The organism is Pseudomonas fluorescens NCIMB 11764 (assembly GCF_000293885.2).
Lineage (GTDB): Bacteria > Pseudomonadota > Gammaproteobacteria > Pseudomonadales > Pseudomonadaceae > Aquipseudomonas > Aquipseudomonas fluorescens_B.
This window is the reverse complement of sequence record NZ_CP010945.1, coordinates 6,441,057-6,466,455: the sequence shown is the minus strand read 5'-3', so window position 1 is coordinate 6,466,455 and position 25,399 is coordinate 6,441,057. Positions and strand designations below refer to the sequence as shown.

Annotated in this window: 20 protein-coding genes, 4 tRNA genes and 1 riboswitch; of the genes, 18 read left to right on the top strand and 6 right to left on the bottom strand. The window is 59.5% G+C overall.

The genetic code is table 11. The annotated features are described in order from the left end of the window. Positions 1-44: 44 nt before the first annotated feature. The 5 genes from astA to astE all read left to right on the top strand — a co-directional run bounded on the left by astA (position 45) and on the right by astE (position 5,375). Complete coding sequence (gene astA, locus B723_RS29400) at positions 45-1,070, top strand: arginine N-succinyltransferase (protein ID WP_017340222.1); 1,026 nt, start codon at positions 45-47, stop codon at positions 1,068-1,070. Continuing rightward, positions 1,067-2,536: a succinylglutamate-semialdehyde dehydrogenase gene (astD, locus tag B723_RS29395; protein WP_193393037.1), complete on the top strand. Its 1,470-nt coding sequence runs from the start codon at positions 1,067-1,069 to the stop codon at positions 2,534-2,536. Before astA ends, astD begins: the two co-directional genes overlap by 4 nt. A 161-nt stretch (positions 2,537-2,697) precedes the next feature. Then, positions 2,698-4,044, top strand: a complete 1,347-nt coding sequence (gene astB / locus B723_RS29390) for an N-succinylarginine dihydrolase (RefSeq protein ID WP_017340220.1) — start codon at positions 2,698-2,700, stop codon at positions 4,042-4,044. 20 nt (positions 4,045-4,064) lie between these two features. Continuing rightward, positions 4,065-4,352: a hypothetical protein gene (locus B723_RS29385; RefSeq protein ID WP_010457234.1), complete on the top strand. Its 288-nt coding sequence runs from the start codon at positions 4,065-4,067 to the stop codon at positions 4,350-4,352. Between the two features lie 12 nt (positions 4,353-4,364). Further along, the gene (gene astE, locus B723_RS29380; RefSeq protein ID WP_017340219.1) at positions 4,365-5,375 is read left to right on the top strand and encodes a succinylglutamate desuccinylase; all 1,011 of its coding nucleotides are present in this window, start codon (positions 4,365-4,367) and stop codon (positions 5,373-5,375) included. A gap of 121 nt (positions 5,376-5,496) precedes the next feature. Here the strand turns inward: astE and B723_RS29375 are convergent, their stop codons facing one another. Then, positions 5,497-6,006, bottom strand: coding sequence for a 6,7-dimethyl-8-ribityllumazine synthase (locus tag B723_RS29375; protein WP_017340218.1), 510 nt, complete (start codon positions 6,004-6,006; stop codon positions 5,497-5,499). 102 nt (positions 6,007-6,108) lie between these two features. Then, positions 6,109-6,279: riboswitch (FMN riboswitch) on the bottom strand. Between the two features lie 197 nt (positions 6,280-6,476). Between B723_RS29375 and ltaE the strand changes: the two genes are divergently transcribed. From ltaE to B723_RS29340, 7 genes are all read left to right on the top strand, one after another. After that, on the top strand, positions 6,477-7,481 hold the full coding sequence (gene ltaE, locus B723_RS29370; protein ID WP_017340217.1) for a low-specificity L-threonine aldolase: 1,005 nt from the start codon (positions 6,477-6,479) through the stop codon (positions 7,479-7,481). 146 nt (positions 7,482-7,627) lie between these two features. After that, positions 7,628-10,252, top strand: coding sequence for an alanine--tRNA ligase (gene alaS / locus B723_RS29365; protein WP_017340216.1), 2,625 nt, complete (start codon positions 7,628-7,630; stop codon positions 10,250-10,252). Between the two features lie 91 nt (positions 10,253-10,343). Then, a complete protein-coding gene (locus tag B723_RS29360; RefSeq protein WP_031319071.1) occupies positions 10,344-11,585 on the top strand; it encodes an aspartate kinase in 1,242 nt (413 codons plus the stop codon). Positions 11,586-11,771: 186 nt separating this feature from the next. Beyond that, positions 11,772-11,960, top strand: coding sequence for a carbon storage regulator CsrA (gene csrA, locus B723_RS29355; RefSeq protein WP_002554426.1), 189 nt, complete (start codon positions 11,772-11,774; stop codon positions 11,958-11,960). A gap of 62 nt (positions 11,961-12,022) precedes the next feature. Further along, a tRNA-Ser gene (locus B723_RS29350) sits at positions 12,023-12,113 on the top strand. 107 nt (positions 12,114-12,220) lie between these two features. Continuing rightward, positions 12,221-12,297, top strand: a tRNA-Arg gene (locus B723_RS29345). A 72-nt stretch (positions 12,298-12,369) separates the two neighbouring features. Beyond that, positions 12,370-12,446: transfer RNA gene (locus tag B723_RS29340), tRNA-Arg, on the top strand. Positions 12,447-12,465: 19 nt separating this feature from the next. Here B723_RS29340 and B723_RS29335 read toward each other — a convergent pair. Beyond that, positions 12,466-12,984, bottom strand: a complete 519-nt coding sequence (locus tag B723_RS29335) for a hypothetical protein (RefSeq protein ID WP_017340214.1) — start codon at positions 12,982-12,984, stop codon at positions 12,466-12,468. Between the two features lie 320 nt (positions 12,985-13,304). Between B723_RS29335 and mgtE the strand changes: the two genes are divergently transcribed. Then, positions 13,305-14,747 (top strand): magnesium transporter, encoded by a 1,443-nt coding sequence (gene mgtE, locus B723_RS29330; protein WP_017340213.1) that lies wholly within the window; start codon positions 13,305-13,307, stop codon positions 14,745-14,747. A gap of 98 nt (positions 14,748-14,845) precedes the next feature. Here the strand turns inward: mgtE and B723_RS29325 are convergent, their stop codons facing one another. The 3 genes from B723_RS29325 to B723_RS29315 form a co-directional block, all read right to left on the bottom strand. Then, positions 14,846-15,172: an Arc family DNA-binding protein gene (locus tag B723_RS29325; RefSeq protein WP_003178899.1), complete on the bottom strand. Its 327-nt coding sequence runs from the start codon at positions 15,170-15,172 to the stop codon at positions 14,846-14,848. A 548-nt stretch (positions 15,173-15,720) separates the two neighbouring features. Further along, positions 15,721-15,900 carry a PA3371 family protein gene (locus B723_RS29320; RefSeq protein ID WP_017340212.1) on the bottom strand — a complete coding sequence of 60 codons (180 nt, stop codon included), beginning with the start codon at positions 15,898-15,900 and terminating at the stop codon, positions 15,721-15,723. A gap of 23 nt (positions 15,901-15,923) precedes the next feature. Next, the gene (locus tag B723_RS29315; protein WP_017340211.1) at positions 15,924-16,157 is read right to left on the bottom strand and encodes a hypothetical protein; all 234 of its coding nucleotides are present in this window, start codon (positions 16,155-16,157) and stop codon (positions 15,924-15,926) included. Positions 16,158-16,450: 293 nt separating this feature from the next. Here B723_RS29315 and B723_RS29310 point away from each other — a divergent pair. Next, positions 16,451-16,527: transfer RNA gene (locus tag B723_RS29310), tRNA-Arg, on the top strand. Positions 16,528-16,675: 148 nt separating this feature from the next. Next, the gene (locus B723_RS29305; RefSeq protein ID WP_017340210.1) at positions 16,676-17,215 is read left to right on the top strand and encodes a hypothetical protein; all 540 of its coding nucleotides are present in this window, start codon (positions 16,676-16,678) and stop codon (positions 17,213-17,215) included. Between the two features lie 7 nt (positions 17,216-17,222). Here B723_RS29305 and B723_RS29300 read toward each other — a convergent pair whose 3' ends face one another. Beyond that, positions 17,223-21,356 carry a CheR family methyltransferase gene (locus tag B723_RS29300; protein WP_017340209.1) on the bottom strand — a complete coding sequence of 1,378 codons (4,134 nt, stop codon included), beginning with the start codon at positions 21,354-21,356 and terminating at the stop codon, positions 17,223-17,225. 241 nt (positions 21,357-21,597) lie between these two features. Here B723_RS29300 and B723_RS29295 point away from each other — a divergent pair, with 241 nt between their 5' ends. The 3 genes from B723_RS29295 to B723_RS29285 all read left to right on the top strand — a co-directional run bounded on the left by B723_RS29295 (position 21,598) and on the right by B723_RS29285 (position 25,344). Then, the gene (locus B723_RS29295) at positions 21,598-23,202 is read left to right on the top strand and encodes a tetratricopeptide repeat-containing response regulator (RefSeq protein ID WP_017340208.1); all 1,605 of its coding nucleotides are present in this window, start codon (positions 21,598-21,600) and stop codon (positions 23,200-23,202) included. Continuing rightward, positions 23,199-23,891, top strand: coding sequence for a sensor histidine kinase (locus B723_RS29290; protein WP_017340207.1), 693 nt, complete (start codon positions 23,199-23,201; stop codon positions 23,889-23,891). Before B723_RS29295 ends, B723_RS29290 begins: the two co-directional genes overlap by 4 nt. 211 nt (positions 23,892-24,102) lie before the next feature. Beyond that, positions 24,103-25,344, top strand: coding sequence for a glutamine synthetase family protein (locus B723_RS29285; protein ID WP_193393036.1), 1,242 nt, complete (start codon positions 24,103-24,105; stop codon positions 25,342-25,344). The last annotated feature ends 55 nt before the right edge of the window (positions 25,345-25,399 follow it).

The following is a 25,399-nucleotide window of genomic DNA, read 5'->3' as shown; positions in this document are numbered from 1 at the left end:
CGAAGTTTCGCGGGTGGCGTTGGCGGCCCGTTTGAGGAGATAGCATGATCGTTCGTCCCGTACGCAGCAGCGATTTACCCGCTCTGATCGACCTGGCCCGCAGCACCGGCACTGGCCTGACCACCTTGCCGGCCAACGAAGAGCGTCTGGCCCATCGGGTCGGCTGGGCCGAGAAGACCTTCCGCGGCGAAGCCGGGCGCGGCGATGCGGACTACCTGTTCGTGCTCGAAGATGACAACGGTCGTGTGGTGGGGATTTCCGCGATTGCCGGCGCCGTCGGTCTGCGTGAGCCCTGGTACAACTTCCGGGTGGGCCTGACGGTCAGCGCGTCCCAAGAGCTGAACATCTATCGCGAGATCCCGACGCTGTTCCTGGCCAACGACCTGACCGGCAACTCCGAACTGTGCTCGTTGTTCCTGCACGCCGACTACCGCACGGGCCTCAACGGTCGCATGTTGGCCAAGGCGCGGATGCTCTTCATCGCCGAGTTCCCGCAGCTGTTCGGCAACAAGATCATCGCCGAGATGCGCGGCGTGTCCGACGAAGCCGGGCGTTCGCCGTTCTGGGAAAGCCTGGGCCGCCACTTCTTCAAGATGGAATTCAGCCAGGCCGATTACCTGACCGGCGTGGGCAACAAGGCGTTCATCGCCGAACTGATGCCGAAGTTCCCGCTGTACACCTGCTTCCTGTCGCCGGATGCGCGCAACGTGATCGGTCAGGTTCACCCCGACACCGAGCCGGCGCTGTCGATGCTCAAGAGCGAAGGTTTCAGCTACCAGGGCTACGTCGACATCTTCGACGCCGGCCCGGCGGTGGAATGCGAAACCGGCAAGATCCGCGCGGTGCGCGACAGTCAGGCGCTGGTGTTGGCCATTGGCACACCGGGTGACGACGCCACGCCGTTCCTGATTCACAACCGCAAGCGCGAGGACTGCCGGATCACTGCCGCGCCAGCACGCTTCGCCGCCGGCACGCTGGTCGTCGATCCGCTGACCGCCAAACGTCTTCAACTCAACGCCGGCGATCAGGTTCGCGCCGTTCCGTTGTCTGCTGCTCGGGAGTCGAAATAATGAATTCGCTATACATCGCAGGTGAATGGCTGGCCGGTCAGGGCGAAGCCTTCCAGTCGCTGAACCCGGTGACCCAGCAAGTGCTGTGGGCCGGCGAGGGCGCTACCGCTGCTCAGGTTGAGTCCGCCGTGCAAGCCGCGCGTCAGGCGTTTCCGGGTTGGGCCCGTCGCACCCTGGATGAACGCATCGCCGTGCTGGAGGCTTTTGCCGCCGCGCTGAAAAACAACGCTGACGAACTGGCGCGCTGCATCGGTGAAGAAACCGGTAAACCGCTGTGGGAATCGGCGACTGAAGTGACCAGCATGGTCAACAAGATCGCGATCTCGGTGCAGAGCTACCGTGAACGCACCGGCGAGAAGAGCGGCCCGCTGGGCGACGCCACCGCCGTATTGCGCCACAAGCCGCATGGCGTGGTCGCGGTGTTCGGTCCTTACAACTTCCCCGGTCACTTGCCCAACGGTCACATCGTACCGGCGCTGCTGGCCGGTAACAGTGTGCTGTTCAAGCCAAGTGAACTGACCCCGAAAGTCGCCGAATTGACGGTCAAGTGCTGGATCGAAGCCGGCCTGCCGGCAGGCGTGTTGAACCTGCTGCAAGGCGCTCGCGAAACCGGTATCGCCCTGGCGGCGAACCCGGGCATCGACGGTCTGTTCTTCACCGGTTCGAGCCGCACCGGCAATCACCTGCACCAGCAGTTCGCCGGTCGTCCGGACAAGATTCTGGCATTGGAGATGGGCGGTAATAACCCGCTGGTGGTCGATGAGGTCGCTGATCTCGATGCTGCCGTTTACACCATCATCCAGTCGGCGTTCATCTCCGCCGGTCAGCGTTGCACCTGTGCGCGCCGCTTGCTGGTGCCGCAGGGTGCCTGGGGCGACACACTGCTGGCGCGCCTGGTGGCGGTCTGCTCGACCATTGAGGTCGGTGCCTTCGATCAGCAACCGGCGCCGTTCATGGGCTCGGTGATTTCTCTCGGTGCGGCGAAAGCGCTGATGGATGCCCAAGAGCATCTGCTGGCCAATGGCGCCGTGGCGCTGCTGGAAATGACTCAGCCTCAGGCGCAAGCCGCGTTGTTGACCCCTGGCATTCTGGATGTATCGGCCGTGGCCGATCGTCCTGACGAAGAGCTGTTCGGCCCGCTGCTGCAAGTGATCCGCTACGCTGATTTTGAAGCGGCGATCGCTGAAGCGAACGACACCGAATACGGTCTGGCCGCCGGTCTGCTGTCGGATTCCGAAGCGCGTTATCAGCAGTTCTGGCTGGAAAGCCGTGCCGGTATCGTCAACTGGAACAAACAGCTGACCGGTGCTGCGAGCAGCGCTCCGTTCGGCGGCATCGGCGCCTCGGGCAACCATCGCGCCAGCGCCTATTACGCGGCAGATTACTGCGCGTACCCGGTGGCTTCGCTCGAAACGCCGAGCCTGGTGTTGCCTGCGGCCCTGACGCCCGGCGTGAAGATGGCGTGATGCCCATCGCCAGCAGGCTGGCTCCCACAGTGATTGGGTCGTACACCAAATGTGTGGACACCCCCGAACCTGTGGGAGCCAGCCTGCTGGCGATGGCTGCGCCTCGGTCTCAAATTTAGTTACTGAAGCCTATAACAACAGATTCTCGTGGAGCCTCGCTGATGAAATCCTATGAAGTCAATTTTGACGGTCTAGTGGGGCCGACCCATAACTACGGTGGCCTGTCCTACGGCAACGTAGCGTCCCAGAGCAACAGCCAGCAGTCTTCGAACCCGAAGGAAGCCGCGCTGCAAGGCCTGGCGAAAATGAAAGCGCTGATGGAAATGGGCTTTCAGCAAGGCGTGCTGGCGCCACAAGAGCGTCCTGACGTGGCCGCCCTGCGTCGCCTGGGCTTCAGCGGCACCGACGCGCAAGTGATCGAGCGAGCTGCCAAAGACGCAATGCCGTTGCTGGTCGCCAGTTGCTCGGCCTCGAGCATGTGGGTGGCCAACGCCGCCACCGTCAGCCCAAGCGCTGATACCGCTGACGGCCGCGTGCATTTCACCGCCGCCAACCTCAACTGCAAATACCACCGCAGCATCGAACACCCGACCACCAGCCGCGTGCTGGGCGCGATGTTCGCGGACCAGAAACACTTCGCTCACCACGCCGCGTTGCCGGCCGTGGCGCAGTTCGGTGATGAAGGCGCGGCCAACCACACCCGTTTCTGCCGTGAATACGGTGAAGCCGGCGTCGAGTTCTTTGTGTTCGGTCGCAGTGCGTTCGATACCCGCTATCCAGCGCCGCAGAAGTACCCGGCGCGCCAGACGCTCGAAGCGTCGCAAGCGGTTGCCCGTCTGCACGGCTTGAGCGACGACGGCGTGGTCTACGGGCAGCAGAACCCTTTGGTGATCGATCAGGGCGTGTTCCACAACGACGTGATCGCGGTGGGTAACGGCGAAGTGCTGTTCTATCACGAGGACGCGTTCCTCGACACCGACCAGATGCTGGCCGAGCTGCAAGGCAAACTGGCCAAGGTCGGCGGGAATTTCCAGTCGATCTGCGTTCCGCGTTCTGCGGTCACCGTGGAAGACGCGGTGCGTTCCTACCTGTTCAACAGCCAACTGCTGTCGCGTCCTGATGGCTCGATGCTGTTGATCGTGCCGGAAGAGTGCCGTGGCAACGAGCGCGTCTGGCAGTACCTGCAAGGCCTGACCAGCTCTGGCGGCCTGATCCGCGAAGTCAAAGTTTTTGATTTGAAGCAAAGCATGCAGAACGGCGGTGGCCCCGCGTGCCTGCGCCTGCGCGTCGCATTGAATGAAACCGAACTGGCGGCCGTCAACCCAGGGGTTATCATGACGGCACCGTTGTACGGCACGTTGACCGAATGGGTCGACAAGCACTACCGCGACCGCATGACCGAAAACGATCTCGCGGACCCGCAATTGCTGCTTGAGTGCCGGACGGCACTGGATGAACTGACGCAAATCCTTAAACTGGGCGCGGTTTATCCATTCCAGATCAATTGAAAGCCGAGAGCGTAAAACACATGAGCGATACCCTGCAGCTGATCCTTGAAGACACCGACGGCACGCAACTGGAAACTTCCTGCACCCGCGTCGCGGTCCTGTGGCAAGGCAAAGAGCTGTGGATTCAGCAAGATGGCCGCGGCCAACTGCTGATCGGCGTGGACGTCGAAGAAGGTGACGCTGAATACGCCAACCTGCTGCTGCGCCCATTGGCGACTAATCTGGTAAGTCTGCAACTGGAAATGGAACCGGCTGAAGTCGGTGACGAAGACCACGTGCACGGCCCGGATTGCGCACACGACCACTAAGGAAACCGCTCTATGCTCGCCCTCGGCAAACTGCTTGAACTGACCCTCGCCGGCCGCGAACCGGCGGAGAAGACTCAACTGACTGTCGAAGGCGTGCGGATGCGCTGGTTGAGCGAAGGTGCGCTGGAAGTCCGGCCACCTGAAGCTCGGGACAACGGCCTGGACCTGCTGCTGTCAGCCGGGATCCATGGCAACGAAACAGCGCCGATCGAGTTGCTTGATCGCCTGCTGCATGACATCGCCCGCGGCGACTTGAAGCCGCGTGCACGCATTCTGTTCCTGTTCGGCAACCCGGACGCGATTCGCAGAGGCGAGCGTTTTATCGAGCAGGACGTCAACCGGCTGTTCAACGGCCGTCACGAACAAACCAGTGGCTCCGAGGCTTTGCGCGCCTGTGAACTCGAGCGGCTGGCGGCCAGTTTCTTCAGCCTGCCGGATCGTGAGCGACTGCACTACGACCTGCACACGGCGATTCGTGGCTCGAAAATCGAGCAGTTCGCCCTGTATCCATGGAAAGAAGGTCGCCAGCATTCCCGTCAGGAGCTGGCACGCCTGCGCGCCGCCGGTATGGAAGCGGTGCTGCTGCAAAACAAGCCGTCCATCGTTTTCAGTTCCTACACCTACGACAAGCTCGGCGCCGAGTCTTTCACCCTGGAGTTGGGCAAGGCGCGGCCGTTCGGGCAGAACGATGGCGTCAACGTCTCATTGCTGGAAACCCGCCTCAAACAGATCATCGAAGGCTCCGAGCCGGAACCGAACGATGCGGCGCTGGATGGGTTGCAGTTATTCAGTGTGGCGCGGGAAATCATCAAGCACAGCGACAGCTTCCGCTTGAACCTGCCAGCGGACATTGAAAACTTTTCGGAACTGGAAGTGGGCTATCTGCTGGCCGAAGACATCGCCCAGACCCGCTGGATCATCGAGGAAGAGGGCGCCCGGATCATCTTCCCGAACCCCAAGGTGAAAAATGGCCTGCGCGCCGGCATCCTGATCGTGCCGACTTCCGACGAAAACCTCGCCTGAATTCACCGCAGAACCAATGTGGGAGCTAACCTGCTAGCGATTGCAGTGTGTCAGTCACTCTGGTTGTCGACTGATACACCGCTATCGCCAGCAGGCTGGCTCCCACAGTTGTGTCCGGTGTTTAGACCGCTACTGCGCGGTGTTCACTGCGACGCAAGGCTCGCATCTTCTGCAGCGTATCCGCACACGTCTTCGCCGCTTCCTGACCCTTGTGCACAAAGTGATCGAAGAAGAACTTCTGGTGTTCCTCACCGGCGTGGAAGTGATGCGGGGTCAACACCACCGAGAACACCGGCACTTCAGTTTCCAGCTGAACCTGCATCAGCCCGCTGATGACCGACTGGGCGACGAATTCGTGACGATAGATCCCGCCATCGACCACCAGGCCAGCGGCAACAATGCCGGCATAGCGACCAGATTTGGCCAGCAGTTTGGCGTGCAAAGGAATTTCAAAGGCGCCGCCGACTTCGAAGAAATCGATCTCCGACTCCTGATAACCCTGGGCAATCATTTCGGCGACGAAGCCCTTACGGCTCTGGTCGACGATTTCCTTGTGCCAGCAGGCCTGAATGAACGCAACGCGCTCGCCCTGATGGTTTTTGCTTTTGCTGTCGATTGCGGTGGGTTGCATGTTCTGACTCCTGTTTATGTAAAAAACAGGGCATATGAATCGAATGGGATTTAAGGGTACGCACGCTCGCACGAATGCCGGCGGACGGCCCTTTGGCGCCAATCCCGTTCTCTCTTCATCCGGACTATGACCGTCGGCCCCGGGATCACACCGGGTCTGCTGACCTTGTCGCCAGTCACCGCCAAAGCCGTGCTGTCGCCAAGCGCTCGCGGGCTATGCGCATTGCGCGCAATTACCGCCGGTGGGGAGTTGCACCCCGCCCTGAGAACGTTTTGCCGTCAGATTGTCTGGCGGCGCAGCGTTTTTAACACATATTTCGCCCCTGTGCATTGCGGCTATCTGATGATTGTTATCAACTTTTTCACTCGCTTGAGCGGCCTTTTCCTCGCCCAAGGGTTGATTATTCGTCGTCAAGGCCGCAGTAATTCCCCCCTGAACGGGATTTTCCCCTGCTTACCGAGGCCAGATTCATGAGCGTTATCGATCTTCGCAGCGACACCGTCACCCAGCCGACTCCAGGGATGCTCGACGCGATGGCCAGGGCGGCCACCGGTGACGACGTCTACGGCGAAGATCCGACGGTCAATCGACTGGAAGCCGAGCTTGCCGATCGGTTGGGTTTTGCCGCGGCGCTGTTCGTGCCGACGGGCACCATGAGCAACTTGCTGGGCTTGATGGCGCACTGTGAGCGCGGGGACGAATACATCGTCGGCCAACAGGCTCACACCTATAAGTATGAAGGGGGCGGTGCTGCAGTGCTCGGTTCGATCCAGCCTCAGCCGCTGGAAGTGCAGGCCGATGGCTCGCTGGATCTGGAACAGGTCGCCGCAGCGATCAAGCCGGACGACTTCCATTTCGCTCGTACCCGCTTGCTGGCGCTGGAAAACACCATGCAGGGCAAGGTCTTGCCGCTGGAGTATCTGGCCCGCGCCCGTAGCTTCACCCGTGAACACGGTCTGGCCCTGCACCTGGACGGCGCCCGGCTGTACAACGCAGCGGTGAAACTGGGCGTTGATGCCCGCGAGATCACCCGGCATTTCGATTCAGTGTCGGTCTGCTTGTCCAAAGGCCTGGGCGCGCCGATCGGCTCGGTGTTGTGCGGCTCGGTCGAGTTGATCGGCAAGGCGCGCCGCCTGCGCAAGATGGTCGGCGGCGGGATGCGTCAGGCGGGGCTTCTGGCCGCGGCGGGTTTGTACGCGCTGGATAACAATGTCCAGCGTCTGGCCGACGACCATGCCAACGCGCAATTCCTGGCGGACGGACTTCGTGACGCCGGTTACAACGTCGAACCCGTGCAGACCAACATGGTTTACGTGCAAATGGGCGACAAGGCCGAAGCGATCAAGGCCTTTGCCGCTGAGCGCGGGATCAAGCTCAGCGCCGCCAGTCGTCTTAGAATGGTCACGCACATGGACGTCAGCCGTGCGCAAATCGAGCAAGTCATCGCGACATTCGTCGAGTTTTCGCGCAACTGACCGCGTTAGCCGTCCAATTGACCGTTTCTATCGTATAAACACGCTGTACCCCGCGCGCAGGGCCGATATAATGCGGCCCTTTGCCGTCGCTTCGTCTGTTGACGTTTCGCACAGGCCTTTGGCCGCAGCCTCCGTGGAAGAACCTAATGAAAAGCGCAGAAATCCGTGAAGCCTTCCTTCGCTTCTTCGAAGAGCAAGGCCACACCCGTGTAGCCTCCAGCTCTTTGATTCCGGGCAACGACCCAACCCTGCTGTTCACTAACGCGGGGATGAACCAGTTCAAGGACTGCTTCCTGGGCCAGGAAAAGCGCGCGTACACCCGCGCCGTCTCCAGCCAGAAATGCGTGCGCGCCGGCGGCAAGCACAACGACCTGGAAAACGTCGGTTATACCGCCCGTCACCACACCTTCTTCGAAATGCTGGGTAACTTCAGTTTCGGTGATTACTTCAAGCGCGATGCGATCACCTACGCCTGGAACTTCCTGACCTCCGACAAGTGGCTGAACCTGCCGAAAGAAAAGCTCTGGGTCACCGTCTACGCCAGCGATGACGAGGCCTACGACATCTGGACCAAGGAAATCGGTGTTCCCGCCGAGCGCATGGTTCGCATCGGCGACAACAAAGGCGCGCCATACGCGTCCGACAACTTCTGGACCATGGGCGATACCGGCCCGTGCGGCCCTTGCACTGAGATTTTCTACGATCACGGCGCCGACATCTGGGGTGGCCCGCCGGGCTCGCCGGAAGAAGACGGCGACCGCTACATCGAAATCTGGAACAACGTGTTCATGCAGTTCAACCGCACCGCCGATGGCGTGTTGCACCCGCTGCCAGCACCGTCGGTCGACACCGGCATGGGCCTGGAGCGGATCAGTGCCGTGCTGCAGCACGTTCACTCGAACTATGAAATCGACCTGTTCCAGAGCCTGTTGAACGCATCGGCCAAGGCCATCGGTTGCACCAACGACGCACAGGCTTCCCTGAAAGTCGTGGCCGACCACATTCGTTCCTGTGGTTTCCTGATTGCCGACGGCGTGCTGCCGTCCAACGAAGGCCGCGGTTACGTGCTGCGCCGGATCATCCGTCGCGCCTGCCGTCACGGCAACAAGCTGGGCGCCAAGGGCAGCTTCTTCTACCAGATCGTTGCGGCCCTGGTCGCCGAAATGGGCGAAGCGTTCCCTGAGCTGAAATCCCAGCAGGCTCACATCGAGCGCGTGCTGAAAGCCGAAGAAGAGCAGTTCTCCAAGACCCTGGAGCATGGCCTGAAAATCCTCGAGCAGGATCTGGCCGAACTCAAAGGCGACGTGGTGCCGGGCGACGTGGTGTTCAAACTCTACGACACCTACGGTTTCCCGATGGACCTGACCGGCGACATCGCTCGCGAGCGCAGCCTGACCATCGACGAAGAAGGCTTCGAGCGCGAAATGGAAGCCCAGCGCGTCCGTGCGCGTTCCGCCAGCTCGTTCGGCATGGACTACAACAGCCTGGTCAAGGTTGACGTGGCCACCGAATTCACCGGTTACAAAGCCACCAGCGGTTCGGCGAAAGTCGTTGCTCTCTATAAAGACGGGCAGTCGGTCGACGTTCTGAGCGAAGGCGAAGAGGGCGTGGTCGTTCTCGATCAGACCCCTTTCTACGCGGAATCCGGTGGTCAGATCGGCGATTGCGGTTACCTGCAATCGAGCAACGGCCGTTTCGACGTGCGCGACACCACCAAAACCGGCGGCGCGTTCCTGCACCACGGCGTACTGGCCTCGGGCAGCCTGTTGATTGGTGCTCCGGTTGAAACCCACGTTGAAGCCGACGTGCGTCACGCCACATCGCTGAACCACTCGGCAACGCACTTGCTGCACGCCGCTTTGCGTAAAGTGCTGGGCGATCACGTTCAGCAGAAAGGCTCGTTGGTCGACAGTCAGCGCCTGCGCTTCGACTTCAGCCACTTCGAAGCCATCAAGCCTGAGCAATTGAAGGCTCTGGAAGACATCGTCAACGCCGAGATTCGCAAGAACTCCGCCGTTGAAACCGAAGAAACCGACATCGAAACCGCCAAGAAGAAAGGCGCCATGGCGCTGTTCGGCGAGAAATACGGCGACAACGTGCGCGTGCTGAGCATGGGCGGCGATTTCTCCGTTGAGCTGTGTGGCGGCATCCACGCCAACCGTACCGGCGACATCGGCCTGCTGAAAATCATCAGCGAAGGCGGCGTGGCTTCTGGCGTGCGTCGTATCGAAGCGGTCACCGGCGCAGCAGCGCTGGCATACTTGAACGCTGCCGAAGAACAACTCAAGGAAGCGGCCAACCTGGTCAAGGGCAGCCGCGACAACCTGATCGACAAGCTGTCGGCTGTGCTGGAGCGCAACCGTCTGCTGGAGAAGCAACTCGAGCAGTTGCAGGCCAAGGCTGCCAGCGCGGCGGGCGACGATCTGTCGGCCTCTGCCCTGGACGTCAAGGGTGTGAAAGTGCTGGCCGTGCGTCTGGACGGTCAGGATGCCAAGGCGCTGCTGGCGCTGGTCGATCAACTGAAAAACAAACTCGGCCGCGCAGTGATCCTGCTCGGCAGTGTCCATGAGGAAAAGGTCGTTCTGGTTGCAGGCGTAACCAAAGACCTGACTGGCCAACTCAAAGCCGGTGATTTGATGAAGCAAGCCGCTGCGGCAGTGGGCGGGAAGGGCGGTGGTCGTCCAGACATGGCGCAGGGCGGTGGTACTGACGCTGGCGCACTGGATGCTGCATTGGCCCTGACCGTTCCATTTGTTGAGCAGGGTCTATAAGGCAGTGTCTCCGGCCCGCAGTCTAGTGGTGGGCCGGAACGCTGTTTGAGTGATTATTTGGGCGCCCTTCATGGGCAGAGGCGGCTTTGAAATGGCTTTGATCGTACAGAAATTTGGAGGCACCTCGGTCGGCACTGTCGAGAGAATCGAGCAGGTCGCCGACAAGGTTAAGAAATTCCGCGATGCCGGCGATGACCTGGTGGTTGTGCTGTCTGCAATGAGCGGCGAAACCAACCGTCTGATCGATCTGGCCAAGCAAATCAGTGGCGACGGCCAGCCGGTTCCGCGTGAGCTGGACGTGATCGTTTCCACCGGTGAGCAGGTGACGATTGCCCTGTTGGCCATGGCGCTGATCAAGCGCGGTGTGCCAGCGGTGTCCTACACCGGCAACCAGGTGCGGATTCTGACGGACAGCGCACACAATAAAGCGCGTATCTTGCAGATTGATGACCAGAAGATTCGCGGTGATCTGAAAGCAGGTCGCGTGGTGGTTGTCGCCGGTTTCCAGGGCGTCGACGAGCACGGCAACATCACCACCCTCGGTCGTGGCGGTTCCGACACCACCGGCGTGGCGCTGGCGGCGGCCTTGAAGGCTGACGAATGCCAGATCTACACCGATGTCGACGGCGTCTACACCACCGACCCGCGTGTGGTGTCCGTGGCTCAGCGCCTGGACAAGATCACCTTCGAAGAGATGCTGGAAATGGCCAGTCTCGGTTCCAAGGTGTTGCAGATCCGTGCGGTCGAGTTCGCCGGCAAGTACAACGTTCCGCTGCGCGTACTGCACAGCTTCAAGGAGGGTCCGGGCACCCTCATTACTATTGATGAAGAGGAAACCATGGAACAGCCGATCATTTCCGGCATCGCTTTCAACCGCGATGAAGCCAAGCTGACCATCCGTGGCGTGCCAGACACCCCGGGCGTTGCATTCAAGATTCTCGGCCCGATCAGCGCCGCGAACATCGAAGTCGACATGATCGTGCAGAACGTTGCGCACGATAACACCACCGACTTCACCTTCACCGTGCACCGCAATGACTTCCAGGCCGCGCAAACCGTGCTGGAAAACACTGCTCGCGAGATCGGTGCCCGTGAAGTGGTTGGCGACATCAAGATCGCCAAGGTCTCGATCGTCGGTGTCGGCATGCGCTCCCACGCAGGCGTGGCCAGCCGCATGTTCGAATCCCTGGCGAAAGAAAGCATCAACATCCAGATGATCTCGACCTCGGAAATCAAAGTCTCCGTGGTGATCGAAGAGAAGTACCTGGAACTGGCTGTGCGCGCTCTGCACACGGCTTTCGAACTGGACGCTCCGGCCCGTCAGGGCGAGTGATGCGTTTGCTGAAGGGCGCGGTCTGACCGCGCCCTTTTGTTTTTTGAATGGTGCGGCTCGAAACTGTTCTTTTGCCCGCGCTAGTCAATACTCAGGCATGTAGGGCTGCGACCGCTCAGGTTGTAGGTCGAGTGCCTTTTTTTTGCAGACTGTTGTCCCTGAAATGAAATGCGTGAGGAGAAAGGTATGCTGATTCTGACTCGTCGGTGCGCAGAAAGCCTGATTATTGGTGATGGCGAAATCACCGTGACCGTGCTCGGCGTTAAAGGAAATCAAGTGCGTATCGGTGTCAACGCCCCGAAAGAGGTTGCGGTCCACCGTGAGGAAATTTACCTGCGTATAAAGAAAGAGAAGGACGAAGAACCAAGCCATTAATTTTTATCGTTTTTTATGTTTGCAAACGGGGAAGAAGCTGGTTAATATACGCCCCGTGTTGCGGAGAGCTGGCCGAGTGGCCGAAGGCGCTCCCCTGCTAAGGGAGTACACCTCAAAAGGGTGTCGGGGGTTCGAATCCCCCGTTCTCCGCCATTATTTGCGTAGTACGTTGTAATCTGGCTTCTTCGGTAAGTTGTTGAAATTACTAGAAAAAGCGCTTTACAAAAAGATTCAACGGCCTATAATGCGCGGCAACAAATGCACTCGTAGCTCAGCTGGATAGAGTACTCGGCTACGAACCGAGCGGTCACAGGTTCGAATCCTGTCGAGTGCACCATTTAAGAGTTGTTTGCAGTAATGTGAGCTACTCTGCTTCAACCAGTTGTGATCTGGTCTAAAAACACAAATTGCACTCGTAGCTCAGCTGGATAGAGTACTCGGCTACGAACCGAGCGGTCACAGGTTCGAATCCTGTCGAGTGCACCAAACACCAAAAAGCCCGCGTTTAACGCGGGCTTTTTGCCGTCCGGGATTTGGCTTTTCCCTTGGTGCATCCTTTCTCATCGAACTCGACCTGAGCACTGCGGCCCCGCTTGGTGTCGTAACGGTAGCTTGTGGTCGAATTGCGAACCGTGATCTTGTCAGGTTTGCCGAGTGCGCTTTCGACATCCTGCTGGCTCATGCCGGCAACCACCCGTTGATTGATGATCGCTTCCCGTCGCTCCCGTGCGTTAATCACGTTCCCGCATTTATCCTCGGTCTGGCCGACGACCGTCGGCTCCCTCCTTTTGATTTTCATACCTGATGTTTCGCGCGTGTCCGCTTCCGGCATAAGGGCCACCGTGCTGCCAGGAGTAAAGGTGCGCACATCCTGGAGCGAAAGGCTGTCATCCGTCGCACAGCCCAATGTGGTGAAGGTAATGCGGCCATTGGCTGCTTCACATCGGTGAACGGTTACAGCAAATGCCTCGAGCGGCAGGCAGAGCAGGGCGGTCAGCAAAAAATACTGTGTACTCAATAGCATCAAACGTCCTCCATGACGGTCTGACTCAAGGGTAGCCGCTACATTTTTCAGTGGTGGTGTGTTTTCTTTTCGGAATGAGTCGTCGCATTTTCATGGATCAGGATGGCGCTCAGGTTTGTCTCGCAAGCGCTTGTTTCAGCCGAGATTTTTTAACGTTTAAAACCGTCGGGCGGTGTATCATTGCGCCCGTCAGCCCCGCCGGGGCTTGTGGAATACCTCCATGGACTTACCCAGTAGTAACTCAGTAAACCGTTTTTCCAATCATGAATTGACTGATTGATCCTTCCGGCGTGCCCCGCTGCTGGGAGTGGAGTTCGCCTATGTCCGAAGTTGAAGTAAAGAAAACGCAAGAAAGCCTGCAGGACCGCCTCGCTCAAGTCGTTGAGCTGTTGCAGCGTCAGCGGGTGGTCGAAGACCTGACTCATCGCCAGGAAGGCCCGCATCATGACCGGGTCGAGAACCTGGTCCACCGGCAAAACCTCGTCGAGCTGCAACGCAAGCTCGATGACCTGCACTCCGCCGACGTCGCCTACATCCTTGAAGCCTTGCCGCTGGACGACCGTCTGACGCTCTGGCAATTGGTCAAGGCTGACCGCGACGGCGACATCCTGCTCGAAGTTTCCGACTCGGTGCGTGAAACCCTGATCGCCGACATGGACGATCACGAACTCCTGGCTGCCGCCAGGGACATGGATGCCGACGAACTCGCTGACCTGGCCTCCGAGCTGCCGCGAGACGTCGTCCACGAGCTGATGGAAACCCTCGATGGTCAGCAGCGTGAGCGCGTTCGCTCCGCGTTGTCCTATGACGAGGAGCAGGTCGGTGCGCTGATGGACTTCGAGATGGTGACGATCCGTGAGGATGTCAGTCTCGAAGTGGTCTTGCGCTACCTGCGCCGCCTCAAAGAGCTGCCAGGCCACACTGACAAACTGTTTGTGGTCGATTACGACGGCGTGCTCAAGGGCGTGTTGCCAATCAAGCGTCTGTTGGTCAACGACCCGGAAAAACAGGTTTCGGAAGTCATGGCCAGTGATCCGGTGAGTTTTCACCCGGACGAAGATGCCTACGATGCCGCACAGGCGTTCGAACGTTACGACTTGATCTCGGCGCCCGTTGTCGACAAGAACGGCAAGCTGATCGGCCGTCTGACCATCGATGAAATGGTCGACCTGATTCGTGAAGAGAGCGAAAACGAAGTTCTCAACATGGCGGGTCTGCGCGAAGAAGAAGATATTTTCGCGTCGGTCTGGAAATCCCTGCGTAACCGCTGGGCCTGGCTGGCGGTGAACCTTATCACCGCGTTCATTGCCTCCCGCGTGATCGGTTTGTTCGAAGGCTCGATCGAGAAGCTGGTGGCGCTGGCGGCTTTGATGCCGATCGTGGCGGGCATCGGTGGTAACTCGGGTAACCAGACCATCACCATGATCGTTCGCGCCATGGCGCTGGACCAGGTGAGCACCGGCAACACGTCACGCCTGATGCGCAAAGAGTTGGCCGTCGGCCTGATCAATGGCCTGGTGTGGGGCGGGGTGATCGGTGTTGTCGCCTACATGCTGTATGGCAGCTGGTCACTTGGCGTTGTGATGACCGCCGCCATGACGCTTAACCTGTTGCTGGCGGCGTTGATGGGAGTGTTGATCCCCATGACCCTGGCGAAGATGGGGCGCGATCCGGCGATGGGCGCCAGCGTGATGATCACCGCCATGACCGACAGTGGCGGCTTCTTCATCTTCCTGGGGCTGGCGACCATCTTCCTGCTCTGATTTCCAGACGTAAAAAAACCCGCCATCGGCGGGTTTTTTTTGCCTGAATTTCAGGCAAAAAAAAGCCAGCAATCAGCTGGCTTGAGCTTTCGGATGAATCAGGAGGCGTCTGCGGCCATTTCGGCGTCATGGGCAATCAGCGAAACAAGTGCGTTTTGCTGACGATGGGAAAGTTGGCGGAAGCGTTGCAGCAGTTCGCGTTCGTGCAGTGACAGCTCCGGGCTGTCCAGGCGCATGCTCAACTCTTCGCCCAGTGCGCCTTCCTGAATAAGACTCTGCTCAAGGCGCGCAATGATTTCGGAGTTCATGCTGCGATGATGATTGCGAGCCACCTCGGCAATGCGTTCACGCATTCCGTCTGGCAGACGTACGACGAACTTGTCAGCCGTACGGCTGGAATAAATTGCCTGTTTCAATGGGCGCATATATTTAACCGGTTAGTTCAGGGGAGCGGTTCTCGGGATTGGCCGCAGATGTCTGATAGGACAAGGACTCTGGCCAAATGTTCAACCTGAATTGATAGAGGCTCGCATCATGCCTCAAAGTAGCCAGTTCATTGGCGTCAATTCTGTGACAAATATTGAACTGGATGCCGGCGTTATGCCAGCACCAATTATCAGAAATGCGGACTGGTTTGAAAAGTCTGCCCCGTCCGTATCGCTGGCCGCGTCCTGTTACCCGACAGGTAATATCGAAGACACCTGAAGGTACATGTCATGCGGAGTCGATCACGATTCCTTACCTTGTACAGGATAGTGGCAAATGGCCGATTTACTAGTGGCATCCACTGCATGGAGGGCTATTTCAGGATGGATGGCAAACTGATTTACCTGGTGGGCCGTACGGGTCCGGCCGGGACAGTCTCATTGAGGTAGCTCGAAGGCGTCTGCACGCTTAATGTTGCGAAGGGGGGGCGGATGATGAAGAAGGACGGCTTCGCGCTGGCCGGCCTTTGTGTTGAATCTGCTGAGAGTCAGCGCAAGACCGGGTCAAACTTGATCTTGCGGCCAGCGACCAGCGCCAGCAGGAACAGCGTGCTGAAAACGCCGCAGGCGATCAGGGGCAGGGTGACCACCGAGTCCTGGACCAGTGACAAATGAAGAATGCCACTCAGTAGGGCAAGGACGAAAAATCCTGCGGCTGATTTGGACATGCTGTGCTCCTGATGGGGGTTGTTCAAAATACCAGGCGTTCGGAAGACTGCGCCGGCAGCAGGATATTCTCCTGGCTCACTTCCTGACCGACAAAGCCATGCTGATCACTCAGCACCGCCAATTGCGGCGCCCTTTGCACTTGAAGGTAATGGGGCATGCGTTGGGCGACCATCTCGGCGCTGCTCTCGGGGAAAAAGTGAAAACCCAGCAAGACCGCCAGAGCGATCGCATTCGAGAGTAAAAGGGCACGGTTCATGAGGCTGGCCTCCGTTGTTCTTTGAGAACAGCTAAAGCAGCCGACGTGCCAAGAGTCTAACGTCTATTAAATCCTTTAAAAACAATAAATTAGGATATCTGCCAGGGACTCCTTCATTGCAATTTGCAATGATGGCTTTTTGCGGTGATGCAATTTGCACGGTAAACAAATCCCTCGCGTTCAAGGGGCGCCTGCCTACACTTAAAAAGCGCTAAGGACGACATGACAAACGCAGACCTGCCCGTTAACATGCACGCCGTCCATCGCGCCGCGTTTTCTCGCGGACGACTTGTGTCTCAGTAGCTCAATTGGATAGAGCATCCCCCTCCTAAGGGGAAGGTTGGCAGTTCGAACCTGCCCTGGGACACCATCCTATTCCAGCCCTTCGGCTGTCAAAAAAGCCCCGCCAGGATCTTGCATCCGGCGGGGCTTTTTCATGGGCAATCACCCGACGATCGACATTGGAAAGGCGCGCGTTGCTGTGCCTTACTCCAGAGACCACTCAAGGAGCGAAATCGATGCGACGCAGAGGCGCCCAGTTCTGGTTATGGACCAACACGAGACTCCCTCTGCACACCCACGAAGAGGTGCTGGGCAATGGCGTGCAAATCGAGGTGCATGCGCGGGTCAGTGTTGAAGGGGTTACCCAGGTTTTTCTAGGTATCTATGGCGCTGATGGCTGGCCGATCTGCGAGGAACATCATGAACGCTGCGTCGGTGAGCATTACTGCGCAGCATTGAAGTGGGGCACCCAGCGGGCGAGGGAGGTTGTGGCGGACACTCAGGCGTTCGTTGCGCCGCACCGTGTGCAGCTGACGTTGAGTCCGGTGATTACCGATGAGTCGGTCATCGCGTTGCGCCGGATGGAGATGACCGAGCGTGAGCGCTTGAAGCTCAGGTCTGATGATGCCTGGTCAGAGTACCTGGCCGCCAAGGAGGCCATGCTCGCATTGATGCGCTCCAACAAGGTCGATCCCGGGGTCTGGGCCGATCACAAGGAACGGCTCAGGCAGGCGATCGACCGGCGCGCCTGTGTGCAGCGCGCCTATCTGAACTGAACGCGACTCAGCGCTGGCGTCGGAGCGTCTCGATGGTGCTGATCAGGTCATCGTAGGACACCGGTTTGCCGATGTGCTGGTCAAAGCCTGATTGCCGCGATTTCTGAATGTCGCTGTTGGCGCCATAGCCGGTCAGGGCAATGGCCGGTACATCCTTCGCGAGCGGCAACTGACGCAGTGCACTCATCAGCTCGTGCCCGTTCATGACCGGCATGCCGAGGTCAGAGATGATCAGGTCGAACCGCGTGCTTTTCGCCGCGTCCAGCGCTGCCACCGGCCGGTCAAAGGCAATCACCTGCGCATCTTCCATCTCCAGCAGCATTTTCAGGGTTTCCAGCACGTCCGCGGAGTCGTCCACCAACAGGATCGTCAAGCCGCTGAGTCTTCCGGAAACATCCTCCGCGCACGCAGCGGGCTGTACTTCGCCATGGGCCCTGGCCAAGGGCAAGTAGACGGTGAACGTACAGCCTGTGCCGCTCCCGCCAGAGCTCACCTCGACCGAGCCGTGTTGCGCCTCGGTCAGCTGACGCACCAGCGACAGGCCAATTCCCAGCCCTTCGCGGTTGTGAGTGATGTGTTGTTTTTCAGCCTGGCTGAACAGGTCAAACACATGCTCGAGGTTTTCCGGGGCGATGCCGGCGCCGTTGTCTTTGATATCGAGCCGCGCCATGTCCCCGGACTGGCTGGCGATCAGTTGCACGCGGCCCTTGGGTGGAGTGAATTTCAGGGCGTTGTTCACCAGGTTCCAGATGATTTGTTCAAGGCGCGTCGGGTCGGCCTGGACCATTAACGCGTCGGACGGCACCAGCAGTTCAACAGTGACGTCATGCTGGTCATTGAGCACGACGGTATGGACATCGCGCAGCACACTGGCGAGGTCGACGGCGACCGGTTGCAGCTTGAGCTTGCCGGTCCGGACCCGGGCGACATCCAGCAGATCGTCGATGATCCGCGCCTGGCTGGTGACCGCGTCGCAAATGGTGTTCACCGCCTTGGCCGCCGGAGCCAGTGACTTGGTCACCGGCAGGCGCCGCAGCAGCTCGGCGTTGAGCTGGATCAGGTTCAGCGGATGCTTGAGTTCGTGGGACATGACCGCGAAGAACTCATCCTTGAGGTAATTGGTGTTGCGGGTTTCCGCCAATTCCTGGCTTTGTGCTTCGTGCTGGCGTTTGTGACCGGTCAGGTCACGGGCAATTTTCACATAGCCCTGAAGATTGTCGCCCCTGAGCAGGGTCACTTCGCCGCTACAAAAGAAGCGGCTGCCATCCTTGTGTTGATGCCAACGTTCATCTTCGCTGCGGCCATGGGTGCGCACGGCCAGCAATTCGTTTTCCGGCACGCCCGCCGCGCGGTCCTCGGGGGAGAAGATGAAGTCGTAGTAAGCGCCCTCGGCCTCGGCCTTGCTGTAGCCGAAAATCAACTCGGCGCCTTTGTTCCAGCTGGTGATCACGCCCTGTTCATCGAGGGTGATAATCGCGTAGTCGCGGGTGCTTTCGGCGACCAGGCGCATGCGCTCTTCGCCCTGGCGCAACTCTTCCTCGGCCGCTCGACGTTTGGTGATGTCGATGAAGGTCAGCACGGTGCCGTCGATGTGGTCTTCGCTGGAGCGGTAGGGCAACAGACGGGCGATGTACCAGCGGTTGTCGGTACTGCTGACTTCGCGTTCGATCATTTTTAGCGATTCGAACACCTGCGTCGCGTCACTGGCCAGGTTGTCGTAATCCAGGCGATGGGTGATGTCGAGCAGGGAGCGCCCGGTGTCCACCGGCAACATGCTGAAGATGTCGGTGGCGCGCGGGGTGAACCACTTGATGCGCATGGCGCGGTCGACAAACACCGTGGCAATGTCGGTGGAGGCGATCAGGTTGGTCAGGTAGTCGTTGATCTTGTCGGTTTCTTCGACTTTGGTTTTCAGCTCGAAATTGACCGTCAGCAACTCTTCGTTGATCGATTGCAGCTCTTCCTTGCTGGTTTCCAGTTCTTCGGTGGCCGAGCGCAGTTCTTCGTTGATCGCCTGCATTTCCTCGTTGGACGCCTTGAGCTCTTCGCTGGAGACTTCCGACTGTTCGATGGTGTCCTGCAGGTGCAGCTTGGTGCGCTGCAGTTCGCGCTCAAGATTGGACAGCACCTGGTTTTCGTTCTGCAGCACGGTGGTCGCTGCCAGCTCGGAAGGGTCGACTTCGACCTCCTCGAAAATCACCAGCACGTACTCGCTGTCCGAACCTTCATCCTTGTAGGGATGAGCGACCAGATTGATCAGGTGACGCCGGTCATCACGCTTGATCGGCACCTCACGGGATTTGACCGGCAGCGCGCTTTGCTGGACCTGGAACAGCGTGGTGCGCAGCTCCAGACGCAGGTCCGGCAGGATCAGCGTCAGCAGGTTGCGCGACAGCTCGCCACCGACATGCCGCAGGAAACGCCCGGCACTTTCGCTCATGTGCAGAATGTCGGCGTTGGCATCGACGATCACACTCGGTGGCGCAGACTGCTCTAAGGCGCGTTGATGGATATCAGCGAAAGACAATTTGCGCTGCACGCTGTTTTGCGCAGGCTGTTGGGAAATGTTGGTTCGCACGTAGCCGCCGCGGGGCATGGTCGGGGTGCGACGGCTGTTGGCCGTGCCAGTCTTGGCACGGAAGATCCGGTTACGCTTGTCCACTGGGGCGAACAGTTCGTGGCAGGCATCTGCGCTCTCGGAGGAGCCGAGAAACAGGAAGCCGCCAGGGCGCAGGGCAAAGTGGAACATCTGCAGGATTTCACGCTGCACTTCGCGATCCAGGTAGATCAACAGGTTGCGGCACACGATCAGGTCGATCTGCGAGAACGGCGGATCGGACAGCAGGCTGTGTTTGGCGAACAGGACTTTTTCGCGGATTTCCTTGCGGATCCGATAGTGGTCATCTTCCTTGAGGAAGTAATGCCGCAGTCGCGTTGGCGGCACGTCGGTCACGATCGCTTGCGGGTACAGGCCGGCCCGACCGACGCTGATGGCGCGTTCATCGATGTCGGTGGCAAACAGCTGCATCGACGCCGCGCTGGCATCGAGTTGCAGCTGATCACTGAGCAACATGGCCAGGCTGTAGGCTTCTTCGCCGGTGGAACAGCCGGCGGACCAGACTCGAATTTCTTCTTTTTCGGGGTGCGCTGACACGGCGGCGCTGACCAGTTGCGGCACGACATCGCGCTCCAGCGCTTCGAAGGCTTCCCGGTCGCGGAAAAAGTTGGTCACGCCGATCAGCATGTCGCCGAGCAAGGCCTTGGTTTCTTCCGGATTGTCTTGCAGGTAACGGTAGTAGGCCGCCAGGTCCGGCTGGGCCGTGACCTGCATCCGCCGCTCGATCCGGCGCAACACCGTGGCGCGTTTGTAGTGCTTGAAATCATGGCCGGTGCCGGTGCGCAACTGGATGAGAACGTCGTGCAGCAATTGTTCGGCTATCAGCGCTTCACGTTCGGAAACGGCGGCAATGGTCTGAAGTTCGGGGTCGTTGGCGGTGGGCAAGCTGATTTCCTGGGAGTTGCGCCACAGCTCCAGCAGCTTTTGCGGCATTTCAACGACCGGCAAGACCAAGTCCACCATCCCGGTGTCGATGGCGGCGCGGGGCATGCCGTCGAACTCGGCGTCTTGCGGCGCCTGGGCCAGCGTGACGCCGCCCTGTTCCTTGATCCGCGACAGGCCGACAGCACCGTCGGAACCGGTGCCCGACAGCACCACGCAGAAAGCCCGTTCCCGGTGCACATTCGCCAGGTCGCGGAAGAACAGGTCAATCGAGGCATGACGCGATTCCCGGGTCTCGCAGGCACTGACCTCCAGTAAACCGTCGTTCATCGACAGGCGTTGCGCTGGTGAAATGACGTATACGTGGTTTTTCTCGATGGACACCGTTTTGCTGACCTGCAGGACTGGCATCCGCGTCGATTCCTGGATGATCCGGTCAGCGATGCTCTGGTGATCGGGGGACAGATGCAGAATGATCACGAACGCCATGCCGTTGTCCTGCGGCATGTTTTCAAAGAACAACTTGATAGCTTGCAGACCGCCCGCCGACGCGCCAATGCCCACCACCGGAAAGTCCAGGGTGCTGGGACGCGAGGCCTTTTGCTCTTTATGAGATGCCGGGCGATTGGGGGTGGTGGTCATAACTTCTGCCTGTACCAACGACGGGAGCGTCCTGATCCGAAGCGGAGGCTGACGCTATGCAATAAATCAGGATAATCCCGTTTCTCGATATCGCCTTCAATTATTTAGCGCGCCTGCATAAGCCTTTGAGATTTGGACTCCGGGCGCGTAATAGCATTCCCTTTTCTTCAAGTGAATGGCCCTGCTGGCCGATAACCCGGACAGTCATAATCTTCTTCTTAAAATTGCCTGGAAATCTTCGATGCTGTCGTATCACCAAAAGCGTTTTCTGATCGTCGATGATTTCTCCGATTTCCGCAGTTCGGTCCGTTCCATGCTGCGTGAGCTGGGCGTCAAGGACGTGGATACCGCCGACACCGGCGAGCAGGCGCTGCGCATGTGTTCGCAGAAGTCCTACGATTTCATCCTGCAGGATTTCCACCTCGGCGACGGCAAGAAGAATGGTCAGCAGGTACTCGAAGACCTGATGGTCGAGAAGCTGATCAGCCATGAAGCCGTGTTTGTCATGGTCACCGCCGAGACCAGCCAGGCGATGGTGCTCAGCGCCCTGGAGCATGAGCCCGATGCCTACCTGACCAAACCGTTCAACCGCTCGGGCCTGGCCCAGCGCCTTGAGCGTCTGGAACAGCGCAAGACCCTGCTCAAGCCGATCCTGCAGGCGCTGGATCGCGGCAAGCCGGTTGAAGTGCTCAATGCCTGTATCGCGCTGTGCAAACAGGACATCCGCTATTCGCCGCTGTGCCTGCGCTACCGCGCCGATGCCCTGCGTGACTTGAATCAGAATGAGGCGCTGGAGCGTCTCTACGACAGCATCATTGCTGATCGGCCTTTGCCGTGGGCGTTTGCCGGGTTGGGCCAGTTGCTGTTCAAGCGCGGTCAGGTCAGTCAGGCCAAGGGCGTCTACGAAAAAGCCCTGAAAGTGTTCCCGATGATGCCGGCGCTGTACGACGGTATGGCGGATGTGCTGGTCGCCGAAGGCGACACCAAGGCCGCGCAGCAAGTATTGGAGGAGGCGATTCGCTTATCGCCGCTGGCCGTGCGTCGCCAGGCGTTGCTGGGCAAGTTGGCAATGACCAACGAAGATTTCGACACGGCGTCCAAGGCTTATCGGCAGGCGGTCAGCCAAGGTGCGCAGTCACGCTTCAAGGACGCTGAAAGCAACCTCGGCCTGGCACACGCCTTGATCAGCAAGGGCAGCGAAAAAGGCCTGGATACCCGCACGCGGCTGGAGATCAACACCACGCTGAGCGCCGTGGCCAAGGAAAACCCTTCCGACCCGGGCCTGCAGATTCGTGCGCGGTTGATGAAGGCCACCAGTCTCTTGCTCAACGACGCCGAAACCGCGGAAAAGCTCACCGAGCAAGCGATGTTGCGCCTCGATGGCATGGAGCAGTTCATGAGTGCCGAAGCCGCACTGTTGGTGGCCAAGCAGTTGCAGATGCTCGGGCAGGCCGATGCCGGCGCCTCGATGCTGAAAAACTGCGTGGAAATCTACGGCGACGATCCGACCGTGATGAAAAGCATCGCCAAACTGACCGACGACCCGACCATCCTCAACTCCGGCAACGATGCGGCGGAGCTCAACCGTCAAGGCGTGCGGGTGTACAAGACCGGCAACCTGGTGGAGGCGCGGGCGGCGTTCCGCAAAGCCCTGGCGATGCAACCGAAAAACATCAGTATCGCGCTGAACATGGCGCAGTCGCTGCTGCACGGCACCGACACCAGCGTTCCGTCGGCGGAGCTTGAAGAATGTCGGGCCTGCCTGAAAACGGTCGGCCTGATGCCTGACACTGACGCGCGGTATGCGCGTTATCAGAAACTGAAAATCAAGGCGTTCAGCGGATGAACCAAGACAACCCTGCACTGGATTTCTCCACGGTGATCGCTTCCACCGTGCACGACATGAAGAACTCGCTGGCGATGTTGATGCAGGCCCACAGCCAATGGCTGGCGCGCTTGCCCGACCCGGCGCGGCACACCCCGGAACAGGGCGTGATCGAATTCGAGTTCGCCCACCTCAACGGCATGCTCGTGCAGTTGCTGGGGCTATACAAACTCGGCGTCAATCAGATGCCGTTGCAACCGGCCTATCACGAGCTCGATGACTTTATCGAAGCGCAACTGGCCTGCCACCAGGACGTTTTCGCCAGTCGCGGCATCATGGCGACTTACGAAGTGGACCCGCTGAGCCCGCTGGGGTTCTTCGACCGGGAACTGATTGCGTCGGTGCTGGGCAATTGCATCACCAACGCCATCCGTTATGCCCGCCATGCGGTGTTGATCAGCGTCAGTGATGAGGCCGGGCAACTGGTGCTGACGATCAACGACGACGGCGAAGGCTACCCGGCCCAGATGATCGAGCGTCAGGCCGACTACGTGCAGGGCATCAACCACAGCAGTGGCAGCACCGGGCTGGGTCTGTATTTCGCCGGGCGGATTGCCGCGTTGCATCAGCGCAACGGCATCGGCGGGCGCACCGAAATCAGCAATGGCGGCCCGTTGGGCGGCGGCGTGTTCAGCCTTTATCTCCCCTGAATGCACGCCCTGCAGGCATTTTTGTGTACGGTGCTTGATATTCCGAACAGGCGGAGCCTATTTTGTACGGTCGCCGTTCGCGGCTTGCACAACAACAAAGGATTGCGTCATGACAACCGATGGCCAGCGCTCACTCGCACAGCGACTGACGGGCATTGATGAGATTGAATGTGTTACGCCGGACCTGAACGGCGTGCCCCGTGGCAAGGTCATGACAGCCGAGGGGTTTTTCGAAGGACGGCGGTTGCAGATGGCGCGGGGTGTGCTGCTGCAATGCATCATGGGCGGATATCCGCCAGCACGTTTCTACGGCAGCGATGATGGCGACCTGGCGCTGGTGCCTGATCCTGCGCAGATTCACCGCTTGCCGTGGAGCCAGCAACCACGAGCCCTCGCCATTTGCGACGCCGACGAACTGACGGGCGAAAGCTCGAGCCTGTCGACCCGTGGCCAACTCAAGGCGGTGATCGCCCGTTACGCGGCACGTGGTCTGGCGCCCGTGGTCGCGACCGAACTGGAATTCTTTGTCTTCGCGCCCAATACCGACCCGACGCAACCCTTCCAGCCACCGCTGGGCCTGGACGGTCGGCGCGAGGACGGTTGTTCGGCGTTCAGCGTCAGTTCCAATAACGGCTTGCGACCGTTCTTCAGTGAAGTCTACGAATGCATGGCTGCGCTCGGTTTGCCGCGCGATACGTTCATGCACGAGATGGGCGTCAGCCAGTTCGAGATCAATCTGCTGCACGGCGATCCGCTGCTGCTGGCCGACCAGACCTTCCTGTTCAAGCATCTGCTCAAGGAAGTTGCGCTCAAGCACGGCCTGACCGTGGTCTGCATGGCCAAGCCGCTGGCGCACACGCCGGGCAGTTCGATGCACATTCACCAGAGCATCGTCGAGATCGGCAGCGGACGTAACGTGTTCAGCGACGAGGCCGGTGAACCGACCGCGACCTTCCGTCACTTCATCGGCGGCCAGCAGGCCGGCATGGCGGATTTCACCGCGTTGTTTGCGCCGAACGTCAATTCCTATCAGCGCTTGTGTCATCCGTTCGCATCACCCAACAATGCCTGCTGGTCCCACGACAATCGCGCGGCCGGTTTGCGTATTCCGGCCAGCTCGGCGGCCGCTCGTCGGGTCGAAAACCGCTTGCCGGGGGCGGATGCAAATCCGTATCTGGCGATCGCCGCGAGCCTGGCCGCGGGGTTGTACGGCATTGAAAACGAGCTGGAGCCAAGCGCAGCGATCCAGGGCGAGTTCGAGGTGCCGGATAATCTTTCGTTGCCGTGTACCTTGCATGCCGCTCTCGAACGTCTGAAACGTAGCCAATTGGCGAAGGAACTGTTTGGCAAGGAGTTCATCGGAGGCTACGTCGCTTCGAAGACCCTGGAGTTGACCAGCTTCTTTGATGAAATTACGCCCTGGGAGCGCCGTGTCCTGGCCGCCCAGGCCTGACGAACCTTCGTCTTCGGGCTATCTTCTCGGATAGCCCGTTTCTCACCGCAAGGAG

What these genes read in the sequence shown, in the direction of transcription:
- astA (WP_017340222.1), top strand. Translation starts at nt 45, where the DNA reads ATGATCGTTCGTCCCGTACGCAGCAGCGATTTACCCGCTCTGATCGAC.
- astB (WP_017340220.1), top strand. Translation starts at nt 2,698, where the DNA reads ATGAAATCCTATGAAGTCAATTTTGACGGTCTAGTGGGGCCGACCCAT.
- B723_RS29385 (WP_010457234.1), top strand. Translation starts at nt 4,065, where the DNA reads ATGAGCGATACCCTGCAGCTGATCCTTGAAGACACCGACGGCACGCAA.
- astE (WP_017340219.1), top strand. Translation starts at nt 4,365, where the DNA reads ATGCTCGCCCTCGGCAAACTGCTTGAACTGACCCTCGCCGGCCGCGAA.
- B723_RS29375 (WP_017340218.1), bottom strand. Translation starts at nt 6,006, where the DNA reads ATGCAACCCACCGCAATCGACAGCAAAAGCAAAAACCATCAGGGCGAG.
- ltaE (WP_017340217.1), top strand. Translation starts at nt 6,477, where the DNA reads ATGAGCGTTATCGATCTTCGCAGCGACACCGTCACCCAGCCGACTCCA.
- alaS (WP_017340216.1), top strand. Translation starts at nt 7,628, where the DNA reads ATGAAAAGCGCAGAAATCCGTGAAGCCTTCCTTCGCTTCTTCGAAGAG.
- B723_RS29360 (WP_031319071.1), top strand. Translation starts at nt 10,344, where the DNA reads ATGGCTTTGATCGTACAGAAATTTGGAGGCACCTCGGTCGGCACTGTC.
- csrA (WP_002554426.1), top strand. Translation starts at nt 11,772, where the DNA reads ATGCTGATTCTGACTCGTCGGTGCGCAGAAAGCCTGATTATTGGTGAT.
- B723_RS29335 (WP_017340214.1), bottom strand. Translation starts at nt 12,984, where the DNA reads ATGCTATTGAGTACACAGTATTTTTTGCTGACCGCCCTGCTCTGCCTG.
- mgtE (WP_017340213.1), top strand. Translation starts at nt 13,305, where the DNA reads ATGTCCGAAGTTGAAGTAAAGAAAACGCAAGAAAGCCTGCAGGACCGC.
- B723_RS29325 (WP_003178899.1), bottom strand. Translation starts at nt 15,172, where the DNA reads ATGCGCCCATTGAAACAGGCAATTTATTCCAGCCGTACGGCTGACAAG.
- B723_RS29320 (WP_017340212.1), bottom strand. Translation starts at nt 15,900, where the DNA reads ATGTCCAAATCAGCCGCAGGATTTTTCGTCCTTGCCCTACTGAGTGGC.
- B723_RS29315 (WP_017340211.1), bottom strand. Translation starts at nt 16,157, where the DNA reads ATGAACCGTGCCCTTTTACTCTCGAATGCGATCGCTCTGGCGGTCTTG.
- B723_RS29305 (WP_017340210.1), top strand. Translation starts at nt 16,676, where the DNA reads ATGCGACGCAGAGGCGCCCAGTTCTGGTTATGGACCAACACGAGACTC.
- B723_RS29300 (WP_017340209.1), bottom strand. Translation starts at nt 21,356, where the DNA reads ATGACCACCACCCCCAATCGCCCGGCATCTCATAAAGAGCAAAAGGCC.
- B723_RS29295 (WP_017340208.1), top strand. Translation starts at nt 21,598, where the DNA reads ATGCTGTCGTATCACCAAAAGCGTTTTCTGATCGTCGATGATTTCTCC.
- B723_RS29290 (WP_017340207.1), top strand. Translation starts at nt 23,199, where the DNA reads ATGAACCAAGACAACCCTGCACTGGATTTCTCCACGGTGATCGCTTCC.
- B723_RS29285 (WP_193393036.1), top strand. Translation starts at nt 24,103, where the DNA reads ATGACAGCCGAGGGGTTTTTCGAAGGACGGCGGTTGCAGATGGCGCGG.